At 63.9% G+C, this 19,672-nt stretch carries 20 protein-coding genes; 11 read left to right on the forward strand and 9 right to left on the reverse strand.

Annotated elements, in window-relative coordinates; genetic code table 11:
* Positions 1–3: 3 nt before the first annotated feature.
* Positions 4–2,427 carry a penicillin acylase family protein gene (locus PMI20_RS09670; protein ID WP_284172343.1) on the reverse strand — a complete coding sequence of 808 codons (2,424 nt, stop codon included), beginning with the start codon at positions 2,425–2,427 and terminating at the stop codon, positions 4–6.
* Between the two features lie 184 nt (positions 2,428–2,611).
* Entirely contained in the window at positions 2,612–3,256 is a 645-nt protein-coding gene (locus PMI20_RS09675; protein ID WP_007923035.1) for a glutathione binding-like protein, read from the reverse strand.
* A 147-nt stretch (positions 3,257–3,403) separates the two neighbouring features.
* Here PMI20_RS09675 and PMI20_RS09680 point away from each other — a divergent pair, with 147 nt between their 5' ends.
* The gene (locus tag PMI20_RS09680) at positions 3,404–3,964 is read left to right on the forward strand and encodes a cysteine hydrolase family protein (protein WP_007923043.1); all 561 of its coding nucleotides are present in this window, start codon (positions 3,404–3,406) and stop codon (positions 3,962–3,964) included.
* A 107-nt stretch (positions 3,965–4,071) separates the two neighbouring features.
* On the opposite strand, the gene PMI20_RS09685 is transcribed toward PMI20_RS09680, so the two are convergent.
* The 4 genes from PMI20_RS09685 to PMI20_RS09700 form a co-directional block, all read right to left on the reverse strand.
* Positions 4,072–4,272 carry an SEC-C metal-binding domain-containing protein gene (locus PMI20_RS09685; RefSeq protein ID WP_007923047.1) on the reverse strand — a complete coding sequence of 67 codons (201 nt, stop codon included), beginning with the start codon at positions 4,270–4,272 and terminating at the stop codon, positions 4,072–4,074.
* Complete coding sequence (locus tag PMI20_RS09690; protein ID WP_007923049.1) at positions 4,269–4,763, reverse strand: LEA/WHy family protein; 495 nt, start codon at positions 4,761–4,763, stop codon at positions 4,269–4,271. The genes PMI20_RS09685 and PMI20_RS09690 overlap by 4 nt, the downstream gene beginning before the upstream one ends.
* Positions 4,764–4,835: 72 nt before the next feature.
* Positions 4,836–5,312, reverse strand: a complete 477-nt coding sequence (locus PMI20_RS09695) for a YchJ family protein (RefSeq protein ID WP_007923051.1) — start codon at positions 5,310–5,312, stop codon at positions 4,836–4,838.
* Between the two features lie 4 nt (positions 5,313–5,316).
* Positions 5,317–5,814 (reverse strand): DUF6231 family protein, encoded by a 498-nt coding sequence (locus PMI20_RS09700; protein WP_007923053.1) that lies wholly within the window; start codon positions 5,812–5,814, stop codon positions 5,317–5,319.
* 195 nt (positions 5,815–6,009) lie between these two features.
* Here PMI20_RS09700 and PMI20_RS09705 point away from each other — a divergent pair, with 195 nt between their 5' ends.
* From PMI20_RS09705 to PMI20_RS09720, 4 genes are all read left to right on the forward strand, one after another.
* Positions 6,010–6,702, forward strand: a complete 693-nt coding sequence (locus PMI20_RS09705) for a PA1041 family peptidoglycan-binding anchor lipoprotein (protein ID WP_007923054.1) — start codon at positions 6,010–6,012, stop codon at positions 6,700–6,702.
* Between the two features lie 102 nt (positions 6,703–6,804).
* Positions 6,805–7,524, forward strand: coding sequence for a PA1041 family peptidoglycan-binding anchor lipoprotein (locus PMI20_RS09710; RefSeq protein WP_037034042.1), 720 nt, complete (start codon positions 6,805–6,807; stop codon positions 7,522–7,524).
* A gap of 118 nt (positions 7,525–7,642) precedes the next feature.
* Positions 7,643–7,921: a DUF1145 domain-containing protein gene (locus PMI20_RS09715; protein WP_007923058.1), complete on the forward strand. Its 279-nt coding sequence runs from the start codon at positions 7,643–7,645 to the stop codon at positions 7,919–7,921.
* Positions 7,914–8,672, forward strand: coding sequence for a hypothetical protein (locus PMI20_RS09720; RefSeq protein ID WP_007923059.1), 759 nt, complete (start codon positions 7,914–7,916; stop codon positions 8,670–8,672). Before PMI20_RS09715 ends, PMI20_RS09720 begins: the two co-directional genes overlap by 8 nt.
* 118 nt (positions 8,673–8,790) lie before the next feature.
* On the opposite strand, the gene PMI20_RS09725 is transcribed toward PMI20_RS09720, so the two are convergent.
* Entirely contained in the window at positions 8,791–9,255 is a 465-nt protein-coding gene (locus PMI20_RS09725; RefSeq protein ID WP_007923061.1) for a CopD family protein, read from the reverse strand.
* Positions 9,256–9,354: 99 nt separating this feature from the next.
* Between PMI20_RS09725 and dinG the strand changes: the two genes are divergently transcribed.
* The 5 genes from dinG (at position 9,355) to pdxH (ending at position 17,376) form a co-directional block, all read left to right on the forward strand.
* Positions 9,355–11,499: an ATP-dependent DNA helicase DinG gene (dinG, locus tag PMI20_RS09730; RefSeq protein WP_007923064.1), complete on the forward strand. Its 2,145-nt coding sequence runs from the start codon at positions 9,355–9,357 to the stop codon at positions 11,497–11,499.
* A gap of 95 nt (positions 11,500–11,594) precedes the next feature.
* Complete coding sequence (locus PMI20_RS09735) at positions 11,595–14,018, forward strand: beta-galactosidase (RefSeq protein WP_007923075.1); 2,424 nt, start codon at positions 11,595–11,597, stop codon at positions 14,016–14,018.
* A 220-nt stretch (positions 14,019–14,238) separates the two neighbouring features.
* Entirely contained in the window at positions 14,239–15,384 is a 1,146-nt protein-coding gene (locus PMI20_RS09740) for an EstA family serine hydrolase (RefSeq protein ID WP_007923077.1), read from the forward strand.
* Positions 15,385–15,524: 140 nt separating this feature from the next.
* The gene (locus tag PMI20_RS09745; protein ID WP_007923079.1) at positions 15,525–16,697 is read left to right on the forward strand and encodes an OmpA family protein; all 1,173 of its coding nucleotides are present in this window, start codon (positions 15,525–15,527) and stop codon (positions 16,695–16,697) included.
* A 31-nt stretch (positions 16,698–16,728) separates the two neighbouring features.
* A complete protein-coding gene (pdxH, locus tag PMI20_RS09750; RefSeq protein WP_007923081.1) occupies positions 16,729–17,376 on the forward strand; it encodes a pyridoxamine 5'-phosphate oxidase in 648 nt (215 codons plus the stop codon).
* 13 nt (positions 17,377–17,389) lie between these two features.
* Here the strand turns inward: pdxH and PMI20_RS09755 are convergent, their stop codons facing one another.
* Positions 17,390–17,626, reverse strand: a complete 237-nt coding sequence (locus PMI20_RS09755) for a hypothetical protein (RefSeq protein ID WP_009047374.1) — start codon at positions 17,624–17,626, stop codon at positions 17,390–17,392.
* Between the two features lie 173 nt (positions 17,627–17,799).
* Here PMI20_RS09755 and PMI20_RS09760 point away from each other — a divergent pair, with 173 nt between their 5' ends.
* On the forward strand, positions 17,800–18,264 hold the full coding sequence (locus tag PMI20_RS09760; protein WP_007923357.1) for an outer membrane lipoprotein: 465 nt from the start codon (positions 17,800–17,802) through the stop codon (positions 18,262–18,264).
* Between the two features lie 79 nt (positions 18,265–18,343).
* On the opposite strand, the gene nhaA is transcribed toward PMI20_RS09760, so the two are convergent.
* Positions 18,344–19,531 (reverse strand): Na+/H+ antiporter NhaA, encoded by a 1,188-nt coding sequence (gene nhaA / locus PMI20_RS09765; RefSeq protein ID WP_007923356.1) that lies wholly within the window; start codon positions 19,529–19,531, stop codon positions 18,344–18,346.
* Positions 19,532–19,672 lie beyond the last annotated feature (141 nt).

Consider the following 19,672-nt stretch of genomic DNA (forward strand, 5'->3'; position numbering starts at 1 on the left):
GTGTTACTTGCCTGGCGCCAGGGTCAGGCGGGTCTTGCCGTAGAGGCGGTCGAAGTTCTGCGGTTGCAGCGGCAGGCTCAGGTACTGGCCCTTGAGCCAGGCGTCGATGCCGTTCAGGTAGTTCGGGCTGGCCGGGTTGCCGGACTGGCCGCTGCTGTTCATCACGCTCAGCGGTTCGCTCTGGCCGAAATCGACGACCAGCCGTAGTGCCGGAGCCTGGGTCACATTGAAGTCCTGGCCCCAGCGGTACGGCGAACTGTTCAGGGTGCTGTGATCGCCACCGGCCTGCAGCGGCCCGCGAATCACCTGGCCACTGGCGTTCTTCCAGTTGTAGCTGTGTAGCTTGCCCCATTGCCAGGCCCGGCGGTCGCCACCCAGCTGGCTTTCACCGGCGCTGATGGCGGCGGCCAGGCTGCGGGCGAGGATCGCTGGCTTGTCTTCTTTCTGCGGGGTGCGGCTGTCATCCCAGAACGGGCTGTCTTCCTGGCCCAGCAGGTGGTCGGCCTGGGCCGAGTAGGACAGCGCGCCGTTGGCCACCAGGGCTTTCCAGGCGGGGCTGGACTCCGGGCCCAGTTTGTCGAGGAAGATCTGCCGGGCGCTTTCCTGCAGGAACAGCTCATAGATCGCCGCATCGGCCGACACAGGGCTGAGTTTGCCGTCGAACGCCATCAGGCGGCTGTAGGCCTCGCGGGCCTTGCTGCGGTCTGCTTCGGGCATGGCGTCGATGGCTTTCTTCAGGGGCTGCGCCATGCCGGGGGCTTCGAACATTTTCTTCAGCTTGGCGGCGAAGGTGGTGGTCTGGTCGTACTGCATGGCGATCATGCTGCGCCCGTCGTGCTTGCCGCTGCCGGCCAGCTCGGCCAGGCGTTCGCCACGCTCGGGGTAGTACCAGGAGTTGGACAGTTGCATGCCGTAGCCGTGGGGGATGATCCGCTGGTTGGCGGTGCCCAGCCAGCCTTGTGCCGGGTCCTGGTCATAGGGGTGGAGCATCGGGTCGGCATAACCGTCCCAGTCGTAACGACCTTCCCAGCCCGGCGATGGCAACAGGCCTTCGCCTTCACGGCGATTGGGGAAACGGCCGGTGACCTGCCAGCCGATATGGCTGGCATCGGCGAACAGCATATTCAGGCCGATGGCGCGGATCTCGCGGCTGGCGTCGGAGGCCCGTTCCACGTTTTGCGCCCGCGTCAGGTCGAAGAACGCATCCAGGCTCCTGTCGTCCGCAAGGTCCGGCTGTTGCAGGGCCAGGCCGTAGCCGGCGTTGAGGTTGCTCGAGCTGTTGAGCAGGGCGCCGTGACGGGTTTCATAGACCGCCTCGCGAATCGGCCGCTGGCCTTTGACGAAGTAGGTTTCGTTGCGCACCACGGCCGGCAGCCATTTGCCGTTGGCTTCGTAATACAGGGCATTGCCCTGGCGCTTGAGTTTCTCCAGGAACAGGTCCTGGTTGTCGCCGGCGACCGAGGTCATGCTCCAGGCCACCTGGCCGTTGAAGCCCTGGACGATCATCGGCAGGCCGGCGATCGAAGCGCCTGCGGCCTGGTACTTGGGCGCGCGGATCTGCACCAGGTTCCACGCCGACGAGTGGCTGTCGGCGGCCAGCAGGCTTCTGCCGCTGCGGCTGCGCTGTGGCGCGATGGCCCAGTTGCTGGCGCCGGCCACGCTCAGCGGGTTGAGTTCGCCGAGCTTGCCGGCGGCGCTGCTGATTTCGCTCAGGCCCGGGACATTCAGGTTGAGACCCTTGAGCTTGTCGCTCTCGGCCAGCGGCAGCGCTTCGTCCGGGTAGCTTGGGGTCAGCCAGGCGAGCTTGTCGGCACCGACTTTCTGCGCCAGCACCAGGGCGTTGATTTCTTCCGGCAGGTTGGCCGACTGGCTGAAGTTCAACAGGCAGAAAATCAGCGCTGAATCTTCCGGCTTCCAGTATTCGGGCTTGTAGCCGGTGGCGGCCAGGTCCGGCGGCAGCTTGTCGCGATAGCGGAACAGGTAGGCGTTGACCCCGCGGGCGTAAACCTCGAAGAAGCGCTTGATCCGCGGGGACGAGGCTTTGTACAGCTCGCCGGCACTGTTCTTCAGGTTGACCGCGCGCATGTAGCGGTCGACGTCCAGAGCATCGGCGCCGGACATCTCGGCCAGCCGGCCCTGGGCCAGCAGGCGCAGGGTCACCATCTGGTTGATCCGGTCGCTGGCGTGCACGTAACCCAGGGCGAACAACGCATCGTGGAAGGTGTTGCTTTCGATCAGCGGCATGCCCATGGCATTGCGCTGCACCGAAACGTTCTGGGCCAGGCCCTTGAGCGGTTGCACGCCGGAGGTCGGCGGCAGGCTGTCCTGGGTGTTCCATGACTGGCAACCGGCCAGGCTGAGAACGCCGGCCACTGCCGCGGCAACGCCGAACCGGGGAAGAAAATGTGAGAGGGCTGGCGAGGCCATGGCAAAGCTCCTGCGGGGGGTAGCGTCGATAAAGGCGCTACGTTAGTGAGCAGGCGAGTGCCGCGCAAGCGGGGGCCGAGAGTATTTCTGCGTTGCCGGATAAATAGCCCGCGCCGCCCGCCCGGTGGCTGCTCGAAACGGAGCAGTCACCGCAGCTGGCGGGCCGGCTATGGACTATCGGGCCTCAGGATTTGGGTGGGTTGATCCGTGCGGCGATGGCGTAGGCGCGCGCGGTCGCCGGGCGATCGAGGATGCGGTTGAACCAGCGGTGCAGGTTGGGGAAGTCTTCAAGGTTCTGGCTTTGCCACTTGTGGGAAACGACCCATGGATAGATCGCCATGTCGGCAATGCTGTATTCGCTGCCAGCGACGAAATCCCGGTCGGCCAGGCGTCGGTCCAGCACCCCGTACAACCGCGCGGTTTCATCGACGTAGCGTTTGATCGCGTAGGGGATTTTCTCCGGGGCGAACTGGCTGAAATGGTGGTTCTGCCCGGCCATCGGCCCCAGGCCGCCCATCTGCCAGAACAGCCACTGCAGGGCTTCCTGGCGGCCACGCAGGTCCTTGGGCAGGAACTGCCCGGTCTTTTCCGCCAGGTACAGCAGAATCGCCCCGGACTCGAACAGCGACAGCGGGGCGCCGCCGTCGGCCGGCTGATGGTCGACGATGGCGGGGATCCGGTTGTTCGGCGCGATCTTCAGGAACTCGGGCTTGAACTGTTCGCCCTGGCCAATGTTGACCGGGTGCACGCTGTAGGGCAGACCGGTTTCCTCGAGGAACAGGGAAATCTTGTGGCCGTTGGGGGTGGTCCAGTAATACAGATCGATCATGGAACTCTCCAGGTAAACGAAGGACATTCTGCTACGGACAGCAAACAGCGGTATTCGGTGGTCCGGTCTACGTTCGACGGCTTGCCTGTCGGAAGAGGTGATGTTGAAGTGCGTGGAATTCAATGACCCAAGGTGAGAAAAGTCAGCATGGAGCTTCAGACCAATGCGGCGCTGATCCTGATCGATCAGCAACAGGGCATCCTGCATCCCCGGCTCGGGCGGCGTAACAACGCCGAGGCCGAGGAACGCATCGCCGAGTTGCTGGCTTACTGGCGCCAGACGGCGCGGCCGTTGATCCATGTGCAGCACCTGTCCCGCAGCGAGCAGTCGGTGTTCTGGCCGGGGCAGTCGGGAGTGGAGTTTCAGCAGCGGTTCATGCCGCTGGGCGCTGAGACGGTGATCCAGAAGCAAGTGCCGGATGCCTTCTGCGCCACGACCCTGGAGGCCGATTTACGCAAGGCCGGGATCGGCCAACTGGTGATCGTCGGCGTGGCGACCCACAACTCGGTGGAGTCGACAGCGCGGACCGCCGGCAACCTGGGGTTCGATACCTGGGTGGTGGAAGACGCCTGCTACACCTTCGACAAGGCCGACTTTTTCGGCCAGGCCAACAGTGCAGAGGAGGTGCATGCCATGTCGCTGGGCAATCTGCATGGCGAGTACGCGACGGTGACCACGACCCAGCAGATCCTTCACTCGCCCTTGTAGGAGCGAGCTTGCTCGCGATCAGAACGTCTTGGCACCGCAAGGTCCGAGGCGCCTGCATCGCGAGCAAGCTTCGCTCCTACCGAAGATAAAGGCCGGGCGTTACGCCATCAGGCGCCGTGGCACTTCTTGAATTTCTTGCTGCTGCCACATGGGCAAGGGTCATTGCGGCCGACATCTTTCAAGGCGTTGCGCACTGGCTCCTGGTGAGCGTGGTTGCAGTGCGGACCGTGAACATGGCCGTGGTCGTGATCGTGGTGGTCATGATCGTGGTTGCAGTCAGGGCCATGGACATGGGGTTGCTGGGTCATCGAGGTTGCTCCGGAATAAAATCGGCGGGAATTATCTCGCCTTTGCGCGTCAGGTGCACGTCATGGCCGATGAATAATCCGGTTTCCAGCAAACCGTCCAGACGATAGGGGATCGGTTGCTGCGGTTCCTTCAGCCATTTCACCACCTGGCGAATCTGCGGCCACAGGTTGGTGCGCACGGGGACCTGGAAGTAGGCGCTGTGTTTGGGGCCGATGGTGAACCAGTGTTCATGCTCACCCTCCGCCAGCAACACGTCGCCGAGATGAACCCGGTATTCCAGGGCGCGGACGGTCAGGTCGGCATCGTTGGGGTTGTCGACCCGAAAGTGCAGGAGCAGGCGCTGCTCCAGCAAATTCGCCTTGATCACCTCGACCTTGACCAGGTGCACCTGCGGGTCGAGGGTGTCGTCGACGAACCACGAGGCGCAGCCCGAAAGCACCAGCACCGTGAGCAGTCCGAGGGTCCGTAGTGCGCGCAGCTGAACGACCATGGCGTTACTCCGTTTGAACTCCCAGTCTAGCAACCATGGAGCGCACGCGAGGACAGGCTCAGGGGCGGGTATTCAGCTGGTGAAGTAGCCGGCGCAGCACTTCTTGAATTTCTGCCCGCTGGCGCAGGGGCAGGCGTCGTTGCGGCCGGCCTTGAGTTGCACGGTCGGGTCGATGAAATACCAGTGCCCGCTGTTCTGCACGAAGGATGAGCGTTCGCGATGGCTGTGTTCGCCGTGGCTGTCGTGCCAGCGCGCGGTGAAAGTGACGAAGGCGTGTTCCGGCTGGCCGCCGAAGACTTCCGAGCTTTCGACTTCCAGGCCCAGCCAGGTGCTTTGCGCGCTCCAGTCGCCGATGGACTGGCGATCCAGGCCGCCCTGTTGCGCCGGCAGCGTGGTGGCCACCAGATAATCCACCAGGCCCAGCACGTAGGCGCTGTAGCGCGAGCGCATCAGGGCCTCGGCGCAGGGCGCGGGGTGGCCGGCGTGGTAGTGGCCGCAGCAGGCATCCAGCAGGTTGCCGCTGCCGCAGGGACAAATAGAGGTACTCATTGCATTACCACCAGTACTTTCCGAAGTTTTCCGGATTCGCCCAGAACCTGGAATTGAGCCAGTCGGGCACTTGTTTGTATTCAAGCAGATCGTAGGTGAACAGGGTCAGGACCTGTTCGTCGCGCTGGAAACGTTCGCTGGCCTGCAGGGCCAGGGAGAAAAAGTCGGTCTCCTGCCAGCCGCAGGCGTTCAGGTCGGCCAAGACCGCGATGCGGCTGGCGTTGAGGTTGCGGATCCCGCCGAGCAGGTTCAGGCCGTCGCGCTTGGGCAGATGCTCCAGGCAATCGACCGCCAGCGCCAGGTCGAAACGGCGCGCCGCCAGTTCCGCCGGCAAGGGGCCGGGTGCTGTCTGGGCAATGACGGTTTCGGGGTGTGCCTGGCGAAACGCCTCCAGGGCCGGAAATCCGCTGGCACCGATCAGCAGCAGCTGTTGCGGGGCGTAGCGATCGAGCAGGGCGGCCAGGGCCTGCTGGGGCGTGCGCGAAGAAATACCTGCGGTCATCGAAGTTCCTCACTCTTTGAGTGGCAAAGACTAGCCTGCCTGGATCCGCGGGCCTAGAGCCGTTTTGTCTGAAATGACAGCCGATCCGGGGCAAATCCAGGGGCAAAGCCCGCCGGCCTGATGCTGGCGGAGATTTAAAGCCAGGTCTTTACTCCCCCAATCGGTTCCAAGCCGATTCCCTCAGGAGATAACTAGATGAGCATAGTTCGGACAGCATTACCCTTGGTTCTGCTAACCAGTGTGTTGACTGGTTGCGCAGGTTTGCAGAAAACCGATTGGCCGACCTGCGCCGCTGTCGGGGGCGTCGGTGGGGCCGCGTTGGGCGCGATTGAAAGCTCGTCCTGGGCAGGCTACGGCGCCTTGCTGGGGGCCGGTGTCGCGGCCGGTTATTGCTGGGTGCACGGTGATGGCGACGAAGACGGCGATGGCGTGCCGGACAGTCGCGACAAGTGCCCAGGCACGCCTAAAGGCGTGCAGGTGGACGCCAACGGTTGCCCGCCAGAGCCTGTGGCGGTGGTCGAGGAAGCGGTGGTGGTCAAGGAAGAGACCATTGTTATCCGTGATGTGCACTTCGAATTCGATTCGGCCAGGCTGACCGCTGCCGACAAGGCCAAGCTCGACACCATCGCCACGCGCCTGAAGCAGGAAGCGCCAAGTGCGCAACTGCGGGTGACCGGGCACACCGACAGCGTGGGCAGCGATGCCTACAACCAGCGCCTCTCGGAAAAGCGCGCGCGCTCGGTGACCGAGTACCTGATCAGCGCGGGCGTACCCCGCAGCAGTTTCGTTTCGGTCGTCGGTGCTGGAGAAAGCCAACCGGTCGCGGATAACAAGACCGCCGATGGCCGGGCGATGAACCGTCGCACGGAAATCAAAATCAACCGCTGATTGCCCGGCGTGATTGCCTGGCATGGGCGGCTTGTGCAGCCGCCCATGCGGGTCTTTACTCCTGTGTGACCGGTATGGGCCGGTGACACAGGAGCATTCATGATGAGTCTTCTCTCGCGAGCCGCCTTGCCGGTTCTACTGCTCGGCAGCCTGCTCACAGGCTGTGCTACCCACAGCGACGGCACTGCCCCCCTCAACCAGCGTACGTGGCCGGTCTGCAGCCTGCTCGGCGGCCTGGTGGGCGGCGGCCTGGGCGCCATTGAAAGCGGTGGCTGGGCCGCGGGTGGCGCGGCACTCGGCCTGGTGACCGGCGGCTTGATCTGCTACGCCCAGGATGGTGACAAGGACGATGACGGCGTGTTCGACCGCCGTGACCGTTGCCCGGATACCCCGGCCAATACCCCGGTCGACAACCGCGGCTGCCCGCTGCCGCAATACCCGGCCGCACCGGCAGCCGAGCCGGCGGCGCAATCCGAGGTGATCACCCTCAGCGATCAGGGCGATGTGCTGTTTGCCTTCGACTCGGCGCAGCTGACCCCCGAAGCCCAAAACCAGCTGCTGGGGCTGCTGGCCAAGCTGCAGGGTGCTGACGTGCAGAGCATCAAGGTCATCGGTCACACCGACAGCCAGGGGACGGATGAATACAACCAGAAACTCTCCGAACGCCGCGCCAGCAGCGTCGTCGCATTCCTCCTGAGCCAGGGCCTGGCACCGGACAAACTGACCAGCCAGGGCAAGGGTGAGAGCGAGCCGGTCGCCGACAACGCCACCGAAGAAGGGCGGGCGCAGAACCGTCGGGTGGAGCTGCATATTCAGCGTTGATCACCAGGCGCCAGGGCGGCTTGGCAGGCGGCGGCGGGAGAATTTTCGCCGCCCTCTGGCTTATGCCTCGCCGAAGTCGTTACTGTGCGCGCAAAGAAAAACTCGCAAAGGGGGGCATATGAAGGTGTTTTGGGGGCTGGGCAAGCTGTTGACGCTGCTGTTCTGGTTGCTGGTGCTATTTAATCTGGTCAGCCCGCTGATCAATCCGATTCATCTGTTGCTCAATCTGGCAGGCAGCCTGTTGCTGCTGACTCATCTGATGGAGTTGCTGCTGTTCAACGGCAGCCTCAAAGGCCGTGCCCACCCTTGGCGAGATCGCCTGCAGATTCTCCTGACCGGCATTTTCCACCTGCAGACCTTCAAGGCGGCGAAGCCCGCGGAGGCCGGCCATGCGTAAGCTCTGCCTGCTCGCGGTACTGTGCAGCCCGCAGGTTTTGGCCCAGGTGGTGACAGTCGAGACCCACTCCCTGATGCGCCTGCCCAACACCACCAGCAGCCTGCGACTGGAACGCCTGGAGGTGGCCGACTACGGCACCTTGCTGATTCCGTCCACGGTCACCGAGGTCAAGGTCGGCGAGTTGCGCCTGGGGCGCGAAGCGCGGATCGCTATCGTTCCAGCTGAACAAAGCCTGCAACTGGACGTCGACCATGCCGATCTGGAGGCCGGCAGCCAGATCACCTCCCGCGGGGCTCCGGGGACCTATGAGAAGGCGGCCAAGCCCGGACGTAACCTGACGCTGCGCATTACCTCGCTGCAGGCCGGGGAGCTTTCGGTGGATGCGCGCGGTGGCACCGGCGCGCCGGGTTATGTCGGCCTCGATGGTGCCAACGGCGAGGAGCCGGGCTGCACCTGGGGTCAGGCCGGGCGTGGCGCCGATGGTGACAACGGCGGTGATGGCCAGCCGGGGGCGGGGGGTGCCCAGGTGCGGGTCGAACTGCCGCGGGATTATCCGGCGGAGCAGATCAAGGTCTTAGTCGATGGTGGGGCCGGCGGTGTGGCCGGTGCGGGCGGCAAACCCGGGGCCGGTGGCAAGTCCAAAGGCTGCTTCGTCTATCGCGCCGACGGTGGCAAGAGCGGCCGTCCTGGTGCCGAAGGCCATGCAGGGCCGGCAGGCCCCGCGGGTTCGGTAACCGTGCAACGCCTGTAGGCGGCCTTCGAACAGGTGCTGCTGACTCTGACGCTATCGCGGGCAAGCCTCGCTCCTACACGATTGTGCTGTCTGTAGGCGCGAGGCTTGCCCGCGATGCTTTTTCCGGTACCCGCTTTTAGAACATCGGCCGGGCCGCCGCCACCGCCACCAGCAACAGGCCGATGATCAGATTGATCCCCACCAATTTCCGAATATTGCCCAAGGTCGTGGCCCCCGTCGGCCAGTCCTCGGCCGCCACCGCCTGACGCAGCGCTGGCAGCTGCAACGACTGGATCCGGATAAACAGCGCGGTCATCACCACATACAGGCCCATCATCACCTGCACATAACGCGGTGCGGTCTCGAAGCCGCTGAAACGCAGGTGGATCAGGCCGACGCCGCTGATCGGCAACAGCACCACCGCGACCCAGACCCAGACGAAAAACCGTGGGAACACTTCTGCCCACAGCTTCAACCGCGCCGGCCCCTCAAGGGCCACCACCGCCGCGGGGCGCAGCACCATCCAGGCGAAAAACATGCCGCCGACCCAGACCAAGGCGGCCAGGACATGCAGGGTGTAGGCAAGGGCAAAGGCTGTCATTCGGGTACTCCGTTCTGCGCGGGATGAATTAGCGGGGTATGATAGCGGCCGATCCGAACCACTGAAAATTTATCCAGCGTTTCTCGCGCCCGAAGAACCATGATCAGCAACGAACTCAAAACCACGATCCAGGGCGCCTACTCGCGTTTTCTCGAAGCCAAGAGCCTGAAACCGCGTTACGGCCAGCGCCTGATGATCGCCGAAGTGGCCAAGGTCCTGGGCGATGTCGACACCGATGACGAAGGCCGGCGCTCCGGCGACCCGGCCGTGGTGGCTGTGGAAGCCGGCACCGGTACCGGCAAGACCGTGGCCTACAGCCTGGCCGCGATCCCGACCGCCAAGGCCGCCGGCAAGCGCCTGGTGATCGCCACCGCCACCGTCGCCCTGCAGGAGCAGATCGTCTACAAGGACCTGCCCGACCTGATGCGCAACAGCGGGCTGAACTTCACCTTCTCCCTGGCCAAGGGCCGTGGCCGCTACATGTGCCTGTCCAAGCTCGACATGCTGTTGCAGGAAGGCCACGCGCAAACCGCCACCGCCCAGCTGTTCGAAGAGGAGGGCTTCAAGATCGAGGTCGACGAGGCCAGTCAGAAGCTGTTCACCAGCATGATCGAGAAGCTCGCCGGCAATAAATGGGACGGTGACCGCGACAGCTGGCCCACCGCCCTGGAGGACTCTGACTGGGCGCGCCTGACCACCGATCACAGCCAGTGCACCAACCGCCATTGCCCGAACTTCGGCCAGTGCGCCTTCTACAAGGCCCGCGAAGGCATGGGCAAGGTCGACGTGATCGTTACCAACCACGACATGGTCCTGGCCGACCTGGCCCTGGGCGGCGGCGCGGTGTTGCCGGACCCGCGCGACACCCTCTATGTGTTCGACGAAGGCCACCACCTGCCGGACAAGGCCATTGGCCACTTCGCCCATTACACTCGCCTGCGCTCCACCGCCGACTGGCTGGAGCAGACCGCCAAGAACCTCACCAAACTGCTGGCCCAGCACCCGTTGCCGGGCGACCTGGGCAAGCTGATCGAACAGGTGCCTGAGCTGGCGCGGGAGATCAAGACCCAGCAGCAGTTCATGTTCACCGCCTGCGAACAACTGGCCGACTTCAAGACCGGCGAAGACATGGAAGGCCGCGAGCGGCCGCGCCATCGTTTTGTCGGCGGGCTGATCCCCGACCATATGCGCGAAATGGGCATCGAGCTGAAAAAAGGCTTCTCGCGCCTGACCGACCTGTTCACCCGCCTGACCGACCTGCTCAAGGAAGGCATGGATGGCGAGGTCAATATCGGCATCGCCAGCAACCAGGCCGAAGAGTGGTACCCGCTGTTCGGCAGCCTGCTGTCCCGCGCTTCGGGCAACTGGGAGCTGTGGACCGCCTTCACCACCGAAGACCCGGAAGACAATCCGCCGATGGCACGCTGGCTGACCCTGGCGGAAAGCGGCTCGCTGTTCGACATCGAGGTCAACGCCAGCCCGATCCTCGCCGCGGAAATGCTCCGTCGCAACCTGTGGAACGTGGCCTATGGCGCGCTCGTGACCTCCGCCACCCTGACTGCCCTGGGCTCCTTCGATCGTTTCCGCATGCGTGCCGGGCTGCCGAAAAAGGCCGTGACGGCGGTGGTGCCCAGCCCGTTCCATCACGCCGACGCCGGGGTGCTGCGCGTCCCCGACCTGCGCGCCGACCCACGGGATGCGCCGGCCCACACCGCGGCGATCATTCGCGACCTGCCGGAGCTGGTGGAAGGCTCGCGGGGCACCCTGGTGCTGTTCTCGTCGCGCAAGCAGATGCAAGACGTGTTCGACGGCCTCGACCGCGACTGGCGCAAGCAGGTGTTCATTCAAGGCAACCTGTCGAAACAGGAAACTTTGAACAAGCACAAGGCGCGGGTCGATGGCGGCGATTCCAGCGTGCTGTTCGGCCTGGCCAGCTTTGCCGAGGGTGTGGACCTGCCCGGCGCTTACTGCGAGCACGTGGTGATCGCCAAGATCCCGTTCTCGGTGCCGGACGATCCGGTGGAGGCCGCGCTGGCCGAGTGGATCGAAGCCAGGGGCGGCAATCCGTTCATGGAGATCTCGGTGCCGGACGCCTCGCTCAAGCTGGTCCAGGCCTGCGGTCGCCTGCTGCGTACCGAACAGGACCGCGGCACCATCACCCTGCTGGACCGGCGCCTGGTCACCCAGCGTTATGGCAAGGCTATTCTCAATGCGTTGCCGCCGTTCCGCCGGGAAATTTCCTGAGCGCGGCCGGCCTGTGGGCCGGTCGCGTTGTCTATTGCATATCCCTCTGATTGCACACAGGCCGCTCATCGGCCGTTAAGGAGCACCAGGTCCCTATGATTCGCCGTTCGTTACCCGCTGTCTTTGCTCTGCTGTTCGCCACGCCGCTGCTCGCCGCGCCCGCGGGGCAACAGACGCTGTTCAACTTTGTCCGGCCTGCCGATGTGGTGCAGGTGGCGACAGTGGATACCAGCCTGCCGCAAGCCAACGCGGAGCAGACAGCCGAGGGTGAAGTGCTGCGCCGGGTGACCTTCAATCCGGCGATTCAACCCAGCCTGCGCCTGACCCCGCAGACCGGTGCCTGGGACTGGTCGCAGTCCGGGGTCATGAGCCTGCGGATCCAGAGCGCGATGAATTGGGCCCTGACCCTGTACGTGAAGATCCAGAGCAATGACGGCAAGACCCTGGTCAGTCGCATCGACCTGCCGGCCGGCCCGGCGCAGACCCTGCTGGTGCCGCTGGTTGCCAGTTCGCCGCTGAGCCAGGGCATGAAGGCCGGTCCGCCGATGCCGATGACCTTCGAAGGCCAGCGCGTACTGCTGGCCAGCAGCGAAGGCGAGCTGGACCGCAGCCAGGTGGTCTCGGTGACCTTGTCCATGGATCAACCGAAAGTCGCCCAGAGCATCCTGCTCGAACGTTTCGGCGTGCAGGACGGCGAGGCGGTGGCCAAGGCGGCCTACGGTGGTCTGGTGGATGCCTATGGCCAGTCGACCCGGGCCAAGTGGCCGGAAAAGATCGCCAGCGACGAGCAGCTCAAGGCCGCCGCGAGCAAGGAGCAACAGCAACTGAAAACCTGGCTGGCCGAACGTGAGCGCGCCTCCCTGGACACCTTCGGTGGCTGGAGCAACGGACCGGCCTTCAAGGCCAGTGGTTTCTTCCGTACCGAGAAGCGCGATGGCCGCTGGTATCTGGTGACGCCCCAGGGGCATCCGTTCTATTCCCTGGGGGTCAATGCGGTCGCGGCGGACAATAGCCAGACCTACGTTGCCGGTCGTGAGTGGATGTTCGCGACACTGCCCAACGTCGGCGAGCCGCTGGCCGGTTATTACGGCGAAGGCGACAACCGCGGCGGCAATGGCGCCGACCAGGGCCGTGCCTACAACGCCGGTCGCTGGTACGACTTCTATGGCGCCAACCTGCAACGCACCTACGGTGTGCCTTGCACCCCGGGCAGCGAAACCAAGGCCGGTGTGGCAGATGCCGCCAAGGCCGACGCCCAGGAGGCACAGGCCGGGCCGGGCACCGAGCCGCCAGCCGCGCCAGCTTGCCCTGCCGCAGCCCTGGACCAGAAACGCTGGGCCAGCCACACCCTGGATCGCCTGCAAGCCTGGGGTTTCAACACCATCGGCAACTGGAGCGCGCCGGCGCTGGGCCTGAACGATCGCGTGCCCTACACCTTGCCGCTGTCGATCGTCGGCGACTATGCAAGCATCAGCACCGGCACCGACTGGTGGGGCGGCATGCCCGATCCGTTCGATCCGCGTTTCGCCATGGCCACCGAGCGCGCCGTGGCCATTGCCGCCCGCGATCACCGCGACGATCCCTGGCTGATCGGCTACTTCGCCGACAACGAACTGGCCTGGGCCGGCCCCGGCGACGACCCCAAGTCGCGTTATGCCCTGGCATACGGCACGTTGCGCATGACCACCGACGTGCCGGCCAAGCGTGCGTTCCTCAAGCAACTGCGCGACAAGTACCGTAACCAGGAGGGCCTGTCGAAGGCCTGGGGCATCAACCTGACCGCCTGGGAGCTGATGGAAGACCCGGGGTTCGAGCCGCCTTTGCCTAGCCCGGAACATCCGGAGATCGAAGCCGACTTCAAATACTTCCAGAAGGTCTTTGCCGACACCTACTTCAAGACCATTTCCGATTCGCTGAAGTGGCACGCGCCGAACCACCTGTTGCTGGGTGGACGCTTCGCCATCAGCACCCCCGAGGCTGTGGCGTCCTGCGCCCAGTATTGCGATGTGTTGAGTTTCAACATGTACACCCTCAAGCCACAGGACGGTTACGACTTTGCCCGGCTGAACACGCTGGACAAGCCGGTCCTGATCACCGAGTTCAACTTCGGCTCCCGGGATCGCGGCCCATTCTGGGGGGGTGTGACCGAGCTGGTGCGGGAGGAGGATCGCGGCCCGGCCTATACCCAATTCCTCAAGCAGGCGCTGAACGAGCCGTCGATTGTCGGTGTGCACTGGTTCCAGTACCTTGATCAACCGGTCACCGGCCGTCTGCTGGACGGCGAGAACGGCCATTTCGGCCTGGTGGGCATTACCGATGTGCCATTCCAGGGTTTTGTCGACAGCGTGCGCAAGAGCAACCTGCAGGCCCTTGAGCAGTTGGGCAAGGAAGCCGGGAAGGCCAAGGCAGAGGCCGACAAGACCGCTGGTCATGCCGATGGTGGCAAGCCGGGCCATGATGGCAAGGGCGCAGGGCAGGGCGGCGGCCATGCGGGTGGTCATTCGGCGAATGGCCATTGATCGCTGAGCCAGGCCTTTAGGGTACGGCTTCCCTCGCGCGGGCCGGTCCGCCTCTGCTGTCACCCGTAGGGGCTGGCCAGCCCGCGCTGCGTTCAATGTCCGTCGATTTTCTGAACAATTCTTCCGGTGGATCGCCACCGGGCTCGCTTCTGTTCCCAAAACCCTCAAGGGCTGGAACAATGCGCACCACTTTGTAGAGCATGGTCTGGGGGAGTCACGGGTGCAGATTCAGGGTCATTACGAGCTTAAATTCGAGGCGGTGCGCGAAGCCTTCGCGGCACTCTTCGATGATCCCCAGGAGCGCGGCGCGGCGTTGTGCATTCAGATCGGCGGGGAAACCGTGCTCGACCTCTGGGCCGGCACCGCCGACAAGGACGGCAGCGAGGCCTGGCACAGCGATACCATCGCCAACCTGTTTTCCTGCACCAAGACCTTTACTGCGGTCACCGCCCTGCAACTGGTGGCCGAAGGCAAGTTGCAGCTGGACGCGCCAGTTGCCCGGTATTGGCCTGAGTTCGCCGCGGCCGGCAAGGAAGCGATCACCCTGCGGCAGTTGCTCTGCCATCAGGCCGGGCTGCCGGCCTTGCGTGAGCTGCTGGCGCCGGAGGCGCTCTACGACTGGCAAACCATGGTCGATGCCCTCGCGGCGGAGGCTCCTTGGTGGACACCGGGTGAAGGTCATGGTTATGCGGCCATTACCTACGGCTGGCTGGTGGGTGAGCTGCTGCGTCGGGCTGACGGGCGCGGTCCCGGCGAGTCCATCGTGGCACGGGTCGCCAGGCCGCTGGGGCTGGACTTCCATGTCGGCCTGGCGGACGAGGAGTTTTACCGCGTGGCGCACATCGCCCGGGGCAAGGGCAATGTCGGCGATGCGGCCGCGCAGCGCCTGCTGCAAGTGACCATGCGCGAACCCACGGCCATGACCACCCGGGCGTTCACCAACCCGCCGTCGATCATGACCAGTACCAACAAGCCGGAATGGCGGCGCATGCAACAGCCAGCGGCCAATGGCCATGGCAATGCCCGCAGCCTGGCCGGGTTCTACAGCGGCCTGCTCGATGGCAGCCTGCTGGAAGCGGACATGCTCGAAGAGCTGACGCGCGAACACAGCGTCGGCATGGACAAGACCCTGTTGACCCAGACCCGTTTCGGCCTGGGTTGCATGCTTGACCAGCCGCAGGTGGCCAACGCGACCTTCGGTCTCGGCCCACGCGCCTTCGGCCATCCGGGAGCGGGTGGCTCCATCGGTTTTGCCGATCCTGAGTACGATGTGGCCTTCGGTTTTGTCACCAATACCCTGGGGCCATACGTGCTGATGGATCCAAGAGCGCAGAAGTTGGTGAGGGTTCTGTCGGATTGTCTGTAAAAAAGTTGCTGTCAGGATTTTTTTTGCCTAAACATGAGTAAAGGCATCAGAAAGGAACCCTGTGGCTTTTATACTTTCAAAGCGTCTGTTTGTACGGTTCGTAGAGACCGTAATTTTTGATCTCATTTTGTGGATATCCCATGTCGTCGAACAAGTCTTTAGCCTTGGCTCTTTGCCTCACTGTCACCGGTTGTGCACAAACTCCACAAAATGACGCAGAAGGAGGGCACTGGTGGTCTTTCGGTTCCGATAAGGCCGCCAGCAAGGAAGCGGTGCAACCGGTAGCAAAAGCAGCTGCCAACGAGGTTTCCGCGGCCAAGTCCGCCGCCACATCCACCGCCAAGTCCGCGACCGCTCCTGCAGCGGCCAAGGTCGAAAACGCAACCGCTTCCGCCGCTGCTCCGGCCGCCAAGGCCGAGACCAGCAACTGGTGGTGGCCGTTCCCTTCCAAGGACACGAGCAAAGACGCAGTCAAAGAGCCAGTAGCCGACGCCAAGGCCAAGGCGGACGCCGCGACCGCGACTCCGAAGGTCGCCAAGACCGAGACCGGCAACTGGTGGTGGCCTTTCAATCAGCAGCCCACGTCTCCGACCAAGGCAGATGTTAAAGACATCCCGATGCCGGATCCAAAAATCACTCAGGCCTGGCTGGACGACTACGAGCCGCGCCTGCGTGAAGCCATCAAGGACAGCCGCCTGCAACTGGAGCGTCGCGAGAACACCCTGGTGGTGACCGCCCCGGTCGACGGCTCGTTCAACCCGGATCGCCCGGCCATGTTGCTGCCGGTCACCCTGAGCCCGTTCACCCGCGTGGCCAAGGCCGTGGGTACCGACGCCAAGACTTCCGTGCTGGTACTGGGCCATGCCGACACCACCGGTGCCGCGGCGGCCAACCAGAAGCTGAGCCGTGACCGTGCGCAGTCCGTCGCCGCGATTTTCAGCCTCACTGGCCTGAAGCGCGATCGCCTGATGCTGCGTGGCATGGGTTCGGTGATGCCTCGTGCGGCCAACGACAGCGCCGAAGGGCGTGCGCTGAACCGTCGGGTGGAAATCATCGTCACCCAGCGCAGCACCATGCTGGCCCTGCTGAGCAAGTACAACCAGCCGATTCCATCCGAGGCTGAACTGGTTGCCGTGCAGGATGTTAAACCAGTCGTTCCTGCTGCTTCCTCGAAGAAAGCCGTCGCCGCGAAGAAAGCCGCTCCGGCGAAAAAAGCCCCAGCCAAGAAGCCTGTGGCGAAGAAAGAAACCGCCAAGAAAACCACCACTGCCAAGGCTCCAGCCAAGGCAGCGACCGAACAGGCGAAGAACTGATTCATCAGGCATCGGGCAAAAGGAACCTGCAATGACCCAGGGACTGGCGGACATGCGCCGCGACTACACCCGTGACGGACTGACCGAAGCCCAGGCTCCGGTCGAGCCCTTCACGCTGTTTCACCGGTGGTTCGCGGAGGCGGTGAAAACCGAGCAGCCGCCGGTCGAGGCCAATGCCATGACCCTGGCGACCGTTGACGAAGAGGGGCGCCCCCATTGCCGCATCCTGCTGCTCAAGGGGCTGGATGCGCAGGGGTTCACCTTTTTCACCAACTACGACAGCGCCAAGGGGCAGCAACTGGCCGCACGGCCTTTTGCCGCCATGACCTTCTTCTGGCCGGCCCTGGAGCGTCAGGTGCGTATCGAAGGGCGGGTGGTCAAGGTCACCGCCGAGGAGTCCGATGCCTACTTCCAGGTCCGCCCGCTGGGCAGCCGCCTGGGCGCCTGGGCATCGCCGCAGAGCCAGGTGATCGCCGATCGCCAGGAGCTGGAAGCCTTGCTCAAGAACACCGAGGAGCGCTTCAGCGATACCCAGCCCCATTGCCCCGAGCACTGGGGTGGTTATCGCCTGTTACCGGAGCGCATCGAGTTCTGGCAAGGGCGCGCGAGCCGTTTGCACGATCGCTTGAACTACCGCCTGCAAGGTGCCGACTGGGTGCGTGAGCGCCTGGCCCCCTGAACCAGGAATCAGGTCATTCGCCGGGATAACCGGCCGCGGCGGCTTCTAGCCACTGTGGCAGGTCCCGGCGTTTTACTTTCTGGCGATGAGCATTCGCCAGCTGTTGCAGCATGAAGGATTTCTTCTTCTCGTCCCCGCCGGCCAGCGACAGCGCCAGGTCCCGGTCCATCCAGCGCTTGATCCGTACATACAGCCACCAATGGAAGTACAGACCGGCAACGGTGGTCACGACGATGATGAAGTAATCCATGGAAAATCCTTTGGCCGGTGGCGCAACTCGGGAAATAAGCGCTACCGTGTGAAGAGTTTTTATATACAAGCAGTCTGTACTGCTGCTGAATGGAACACATTTTATCCGGGCGACGCCGTGACAGGCGTCAAGCTGCGGAGTTTAATGATTATCTGTCCTTTGGAGTTGATCCTATGCGTAAGTCTGTTTTGCTGGTTGCTTCCTTTTCCACGATGGCCATGTTGCTCACCGGTTGCCAATCCAATCTGTCCGGTGACTCTTACTCCCGTGACGAGGCGCGTCGCGTACAGACCGTTCGCATGGGCACCATCGAATCCCTGCGCCCGGTGAAAATCGAAGGCACCAAGACCCCGATCGGTGGCCTCGCTGGCGCAGCGGTCGGCGGCGTTGGCGGCAGCGCCATCGGCGGTGGCAAAGGCAGCATCGTGGCGGCGGTCATCGGTGCGGTGGCGGGCGGCCTGATCGGTTCCGCCACCGAGGAAGGCCTGACCCGTACCCAGGGCGTGGAAATCACCGTGCGTGAAGACGACGGCAGCATGCGTGCCTATGTACAACAAGTTGAGCAAAACGAAGTGTTCCGCGTTGGCGAGCGCGTACGCATCATGAGCGTCAACGGCACCAGCCGTGTTGCGCACTAAGCGTTAACCGCGACAAAACAAAACCCCGGCCAGGCAACTGGTCGGGGTTTTGTGTTTTCAGCCCTGGCAACGCCGGCGGTTATGCCGGCAGTTGTGGGTTCTTGCGGCTGGCCGCGGCCGTCACCGCGTAGCCGATCAGGGCGGCGAAGAGCGAGCCGGTGAGGATGCCCATGCGGTCCATGCCGGCGTATTCGCTGCTGCCGGGCACAAAGGCCAGGGAACCCACGAACAGGCTCATGGTGAAGCCGATCCCGCAGAGGATCGCCACGCCCAGCACCTGGCCCCAGTTGGCGCCGCCGGGAAGGGCGGCCAGCCCCATCTTCACCGCCAGCCAGGTCAGGCCGAACACGCCGACGGTCTTGCCCAGCAGCAGGCCGATGGCGATGCCCATGGGCACATAGTGGGTGAAGCTTTCCACGGTGATGCCCTGCAGCGACAGGCCGGCATTGGCGAAGGCGAACAGCGGCAGGATGCCGTAGGCGACCCACGGATGCAGCGCATGTTCCAGGCTCAGCAGCGGCGAAGGCTCGGCATTGCGGGTGCGCAGCGGGATGCAGAACGCCAGGGTCACGCCGGCCAGGGTCGCGTGGACGCCACTCTTGAGCACGCAGACCCAGAGGATCAGGCCGATGATCATGTACGGCCCGAGCTTGACCACCCCCAGACGGTTCATCGCCACCAGCGCCACCAGGCAGGCAGCCGCGAGTACCAGCGACAGGGTCGACAGGGCGCCGGAGTAGAAAATCGCGATGACGATGATGGCCCCCAGGTCGTCGATGATCGCCAGCGTCATCAGGAACAGCTTCAGCGACACCGGAACCCGCTTGCCCAGCAGGGCCAGCACGCCGAGGGCGAAGGCGATGTCGGTGGCCATGGGGATCGCCCAGCCGCTGAGCGCCGGCGGGTTGTCCTTGTTGAGGAACCAGTAGATCAGCGCCGGCACCACCATGCCGCCGATGGCGGCGGCGCCCGGCAGGACGATCTGCGAAGGCTTGGACAGGTGGCCGTCGAGGAGCTCGCGCTTGACCTCCAGGCCGATCAGCAGGAAGAACATGGCCATCAGGCCGTCGTTGATCCACAGCAGCAAGGGCTTGGCGATTTTCAGGGCGCCGATCTGGGCGACCACGGGAGTGTCCAGCAGGCCGTTGTACAGCCAGGACAGCGGTGAGTTGTTGATGATCAGGGCAAGCACGGCAGCGGCAATCAATAACAGACCGCTGGCAGCTTCCAACTGAAAGAAACGCGTGAAAGTGCTACGCAGAGGCAAGGTCGCTCTCCATCAGAAAACTAAAAAGGTGGCACACCCTAACCCGTACTGTTAGTTGTTAAAACAAAAGTTATATTCTTTTTTGTTATATGCAGCGCGGCAGCGGCCTGCTGGAAAACCAGCCTAGCAGTTGTGTATCCA

Origin of the sequence: Pseudomonas sp. GM17 (assembly GCF_000282175.2) — a bacterium.
In the GTDB taxonomy this organism is placed as follows: domain Bacteria; phylum Pseudomonadota; class Gammaproteobacteria; order Pseudomonadales; family Pseudomonadaceae; genus Aquipseudomonas; species Aquipseudomonas chlororaphis.

Coding starts and splice junctions, on each gene's coding strand:
- PMI20_RS09670 (WP_284172343.1), bottom strand. CDS start 2,427: ATGGCCTCGCCAGCCCTCTCACATTTTCTTCCCCGGTTCGGCGTTGCC.
- PMI20_RS09675 (WP_007923035.1), bottom strand. CDS start 3,256: ATGATCGATCTGTATTACTGGACCACCCCCAACGGCCACAAGATTTCC.
- PMI20_RS09680 (WP_007923043.1), top strand. CDS start 3,404: ATGGAGCTTCAGACCAATGCGGCGCTGATCCTGATCGATCAGCAACAG.
- PMI20_RS09685 (WP_007923047.1), bottom strand. CDS start 4,272: ATGACCCAGCAACCCCATGTCCATGGCCCTGACTGCAACCACGATCAT.
- PMI20_RS09690 (WP_007923049.1), bottom strand. CDS start 4,763: ATGGTCGTTCAGCTGCGCGCACTACGGACCCTCGGACTGCTCACGGTG.
- PMI20_RS09695 (WP_007923051.1), bottom strand. CDS start 5,312: ATGAGTACCTCTATTTGTCCCTGCGGCAGCGGCAACCTGCTGGATGCC.
- PMI20_RS09700 (WP_007923053.1), bottom strand. CDS start 5,814: ATGACCGCAGGTATTTCTTCGCGCACGCCCCAGCAGGCCCTGGCCGCC.
- PMI20_RS09705 (WP_007923054.1), top strand. CDS start 6,010: ATGAGCATAGTTCGGACAGCATTACCCTTGGTTCTGCTAACCAGTGTG.
- PMI20_RS09710 (WP_037034042.1), top strand. CDS start 6,805: ATGAGTCTTCTCTCGCGAGCCGCCTTGCCGGTTCTACTGCTCGGCAGC.
- PMI20_RS09715 (WP_007923058.1), top strand. CDS start 7,643: ATGAAGGTGTTTTGGGGGCTGGGCAAGCTGTTGACGCTGCTGTTCTGG.
- PMI20_RS09720 (WP_007923059.1), top strand. CDS start 7,914: ATGCGTAAGCTCTGCCTGCTCGCGGTACTGTGCAGCCCGCAGGTTTTG.
- PMI20_RS09725 (WP_007923061.1), bottom strand. CDS start 9,255: ATGACAGCCTTTGCCCTTGCCTACACCCTGCATGTCCTGGCCGCCTTG.
- dinG (WP_007923064.1), top strand. CDS start 9,355: ATGATCAGCAACGAACTCAAAACCACGATCCAGGGCGCCTACTCGCGT.
- PMI20_RS09735 (WP_007923075.1), top strand. CDS start 11,595: ATGATTCGCCGTTCGTTACCCGCTGTCTTTGCTCTGCTGTTCGCCACG.
- PMI20_RS09745 (WP_007923079.1), top strand. CDS start 15,525: ATGTCGTCGAACAAGTCTTTAGCCTTGGCTCTTTGCCTCACTGTCACC.
- pdxH (WP_007923081.1), top strand. CDS start 16,729: ATGACCCAGGGACTGGCGGACATGCGCCGCGACTACACCCGTGACGGA.
- PMI20_RS09755 (WP_009047374.1), bottom strand. CDS start 17,626: ATGGATTACTTCATCATCGTCGTGACCACCGTTGCCGGTCTGTACTTC.
- PMI20_RS09760 (WP_007923357.1), top strand. CDS start 17,800: ATGCGTAAGTCTGTTTTGCTGGTTGCTTCCTTTTCCACGATGGCCATG.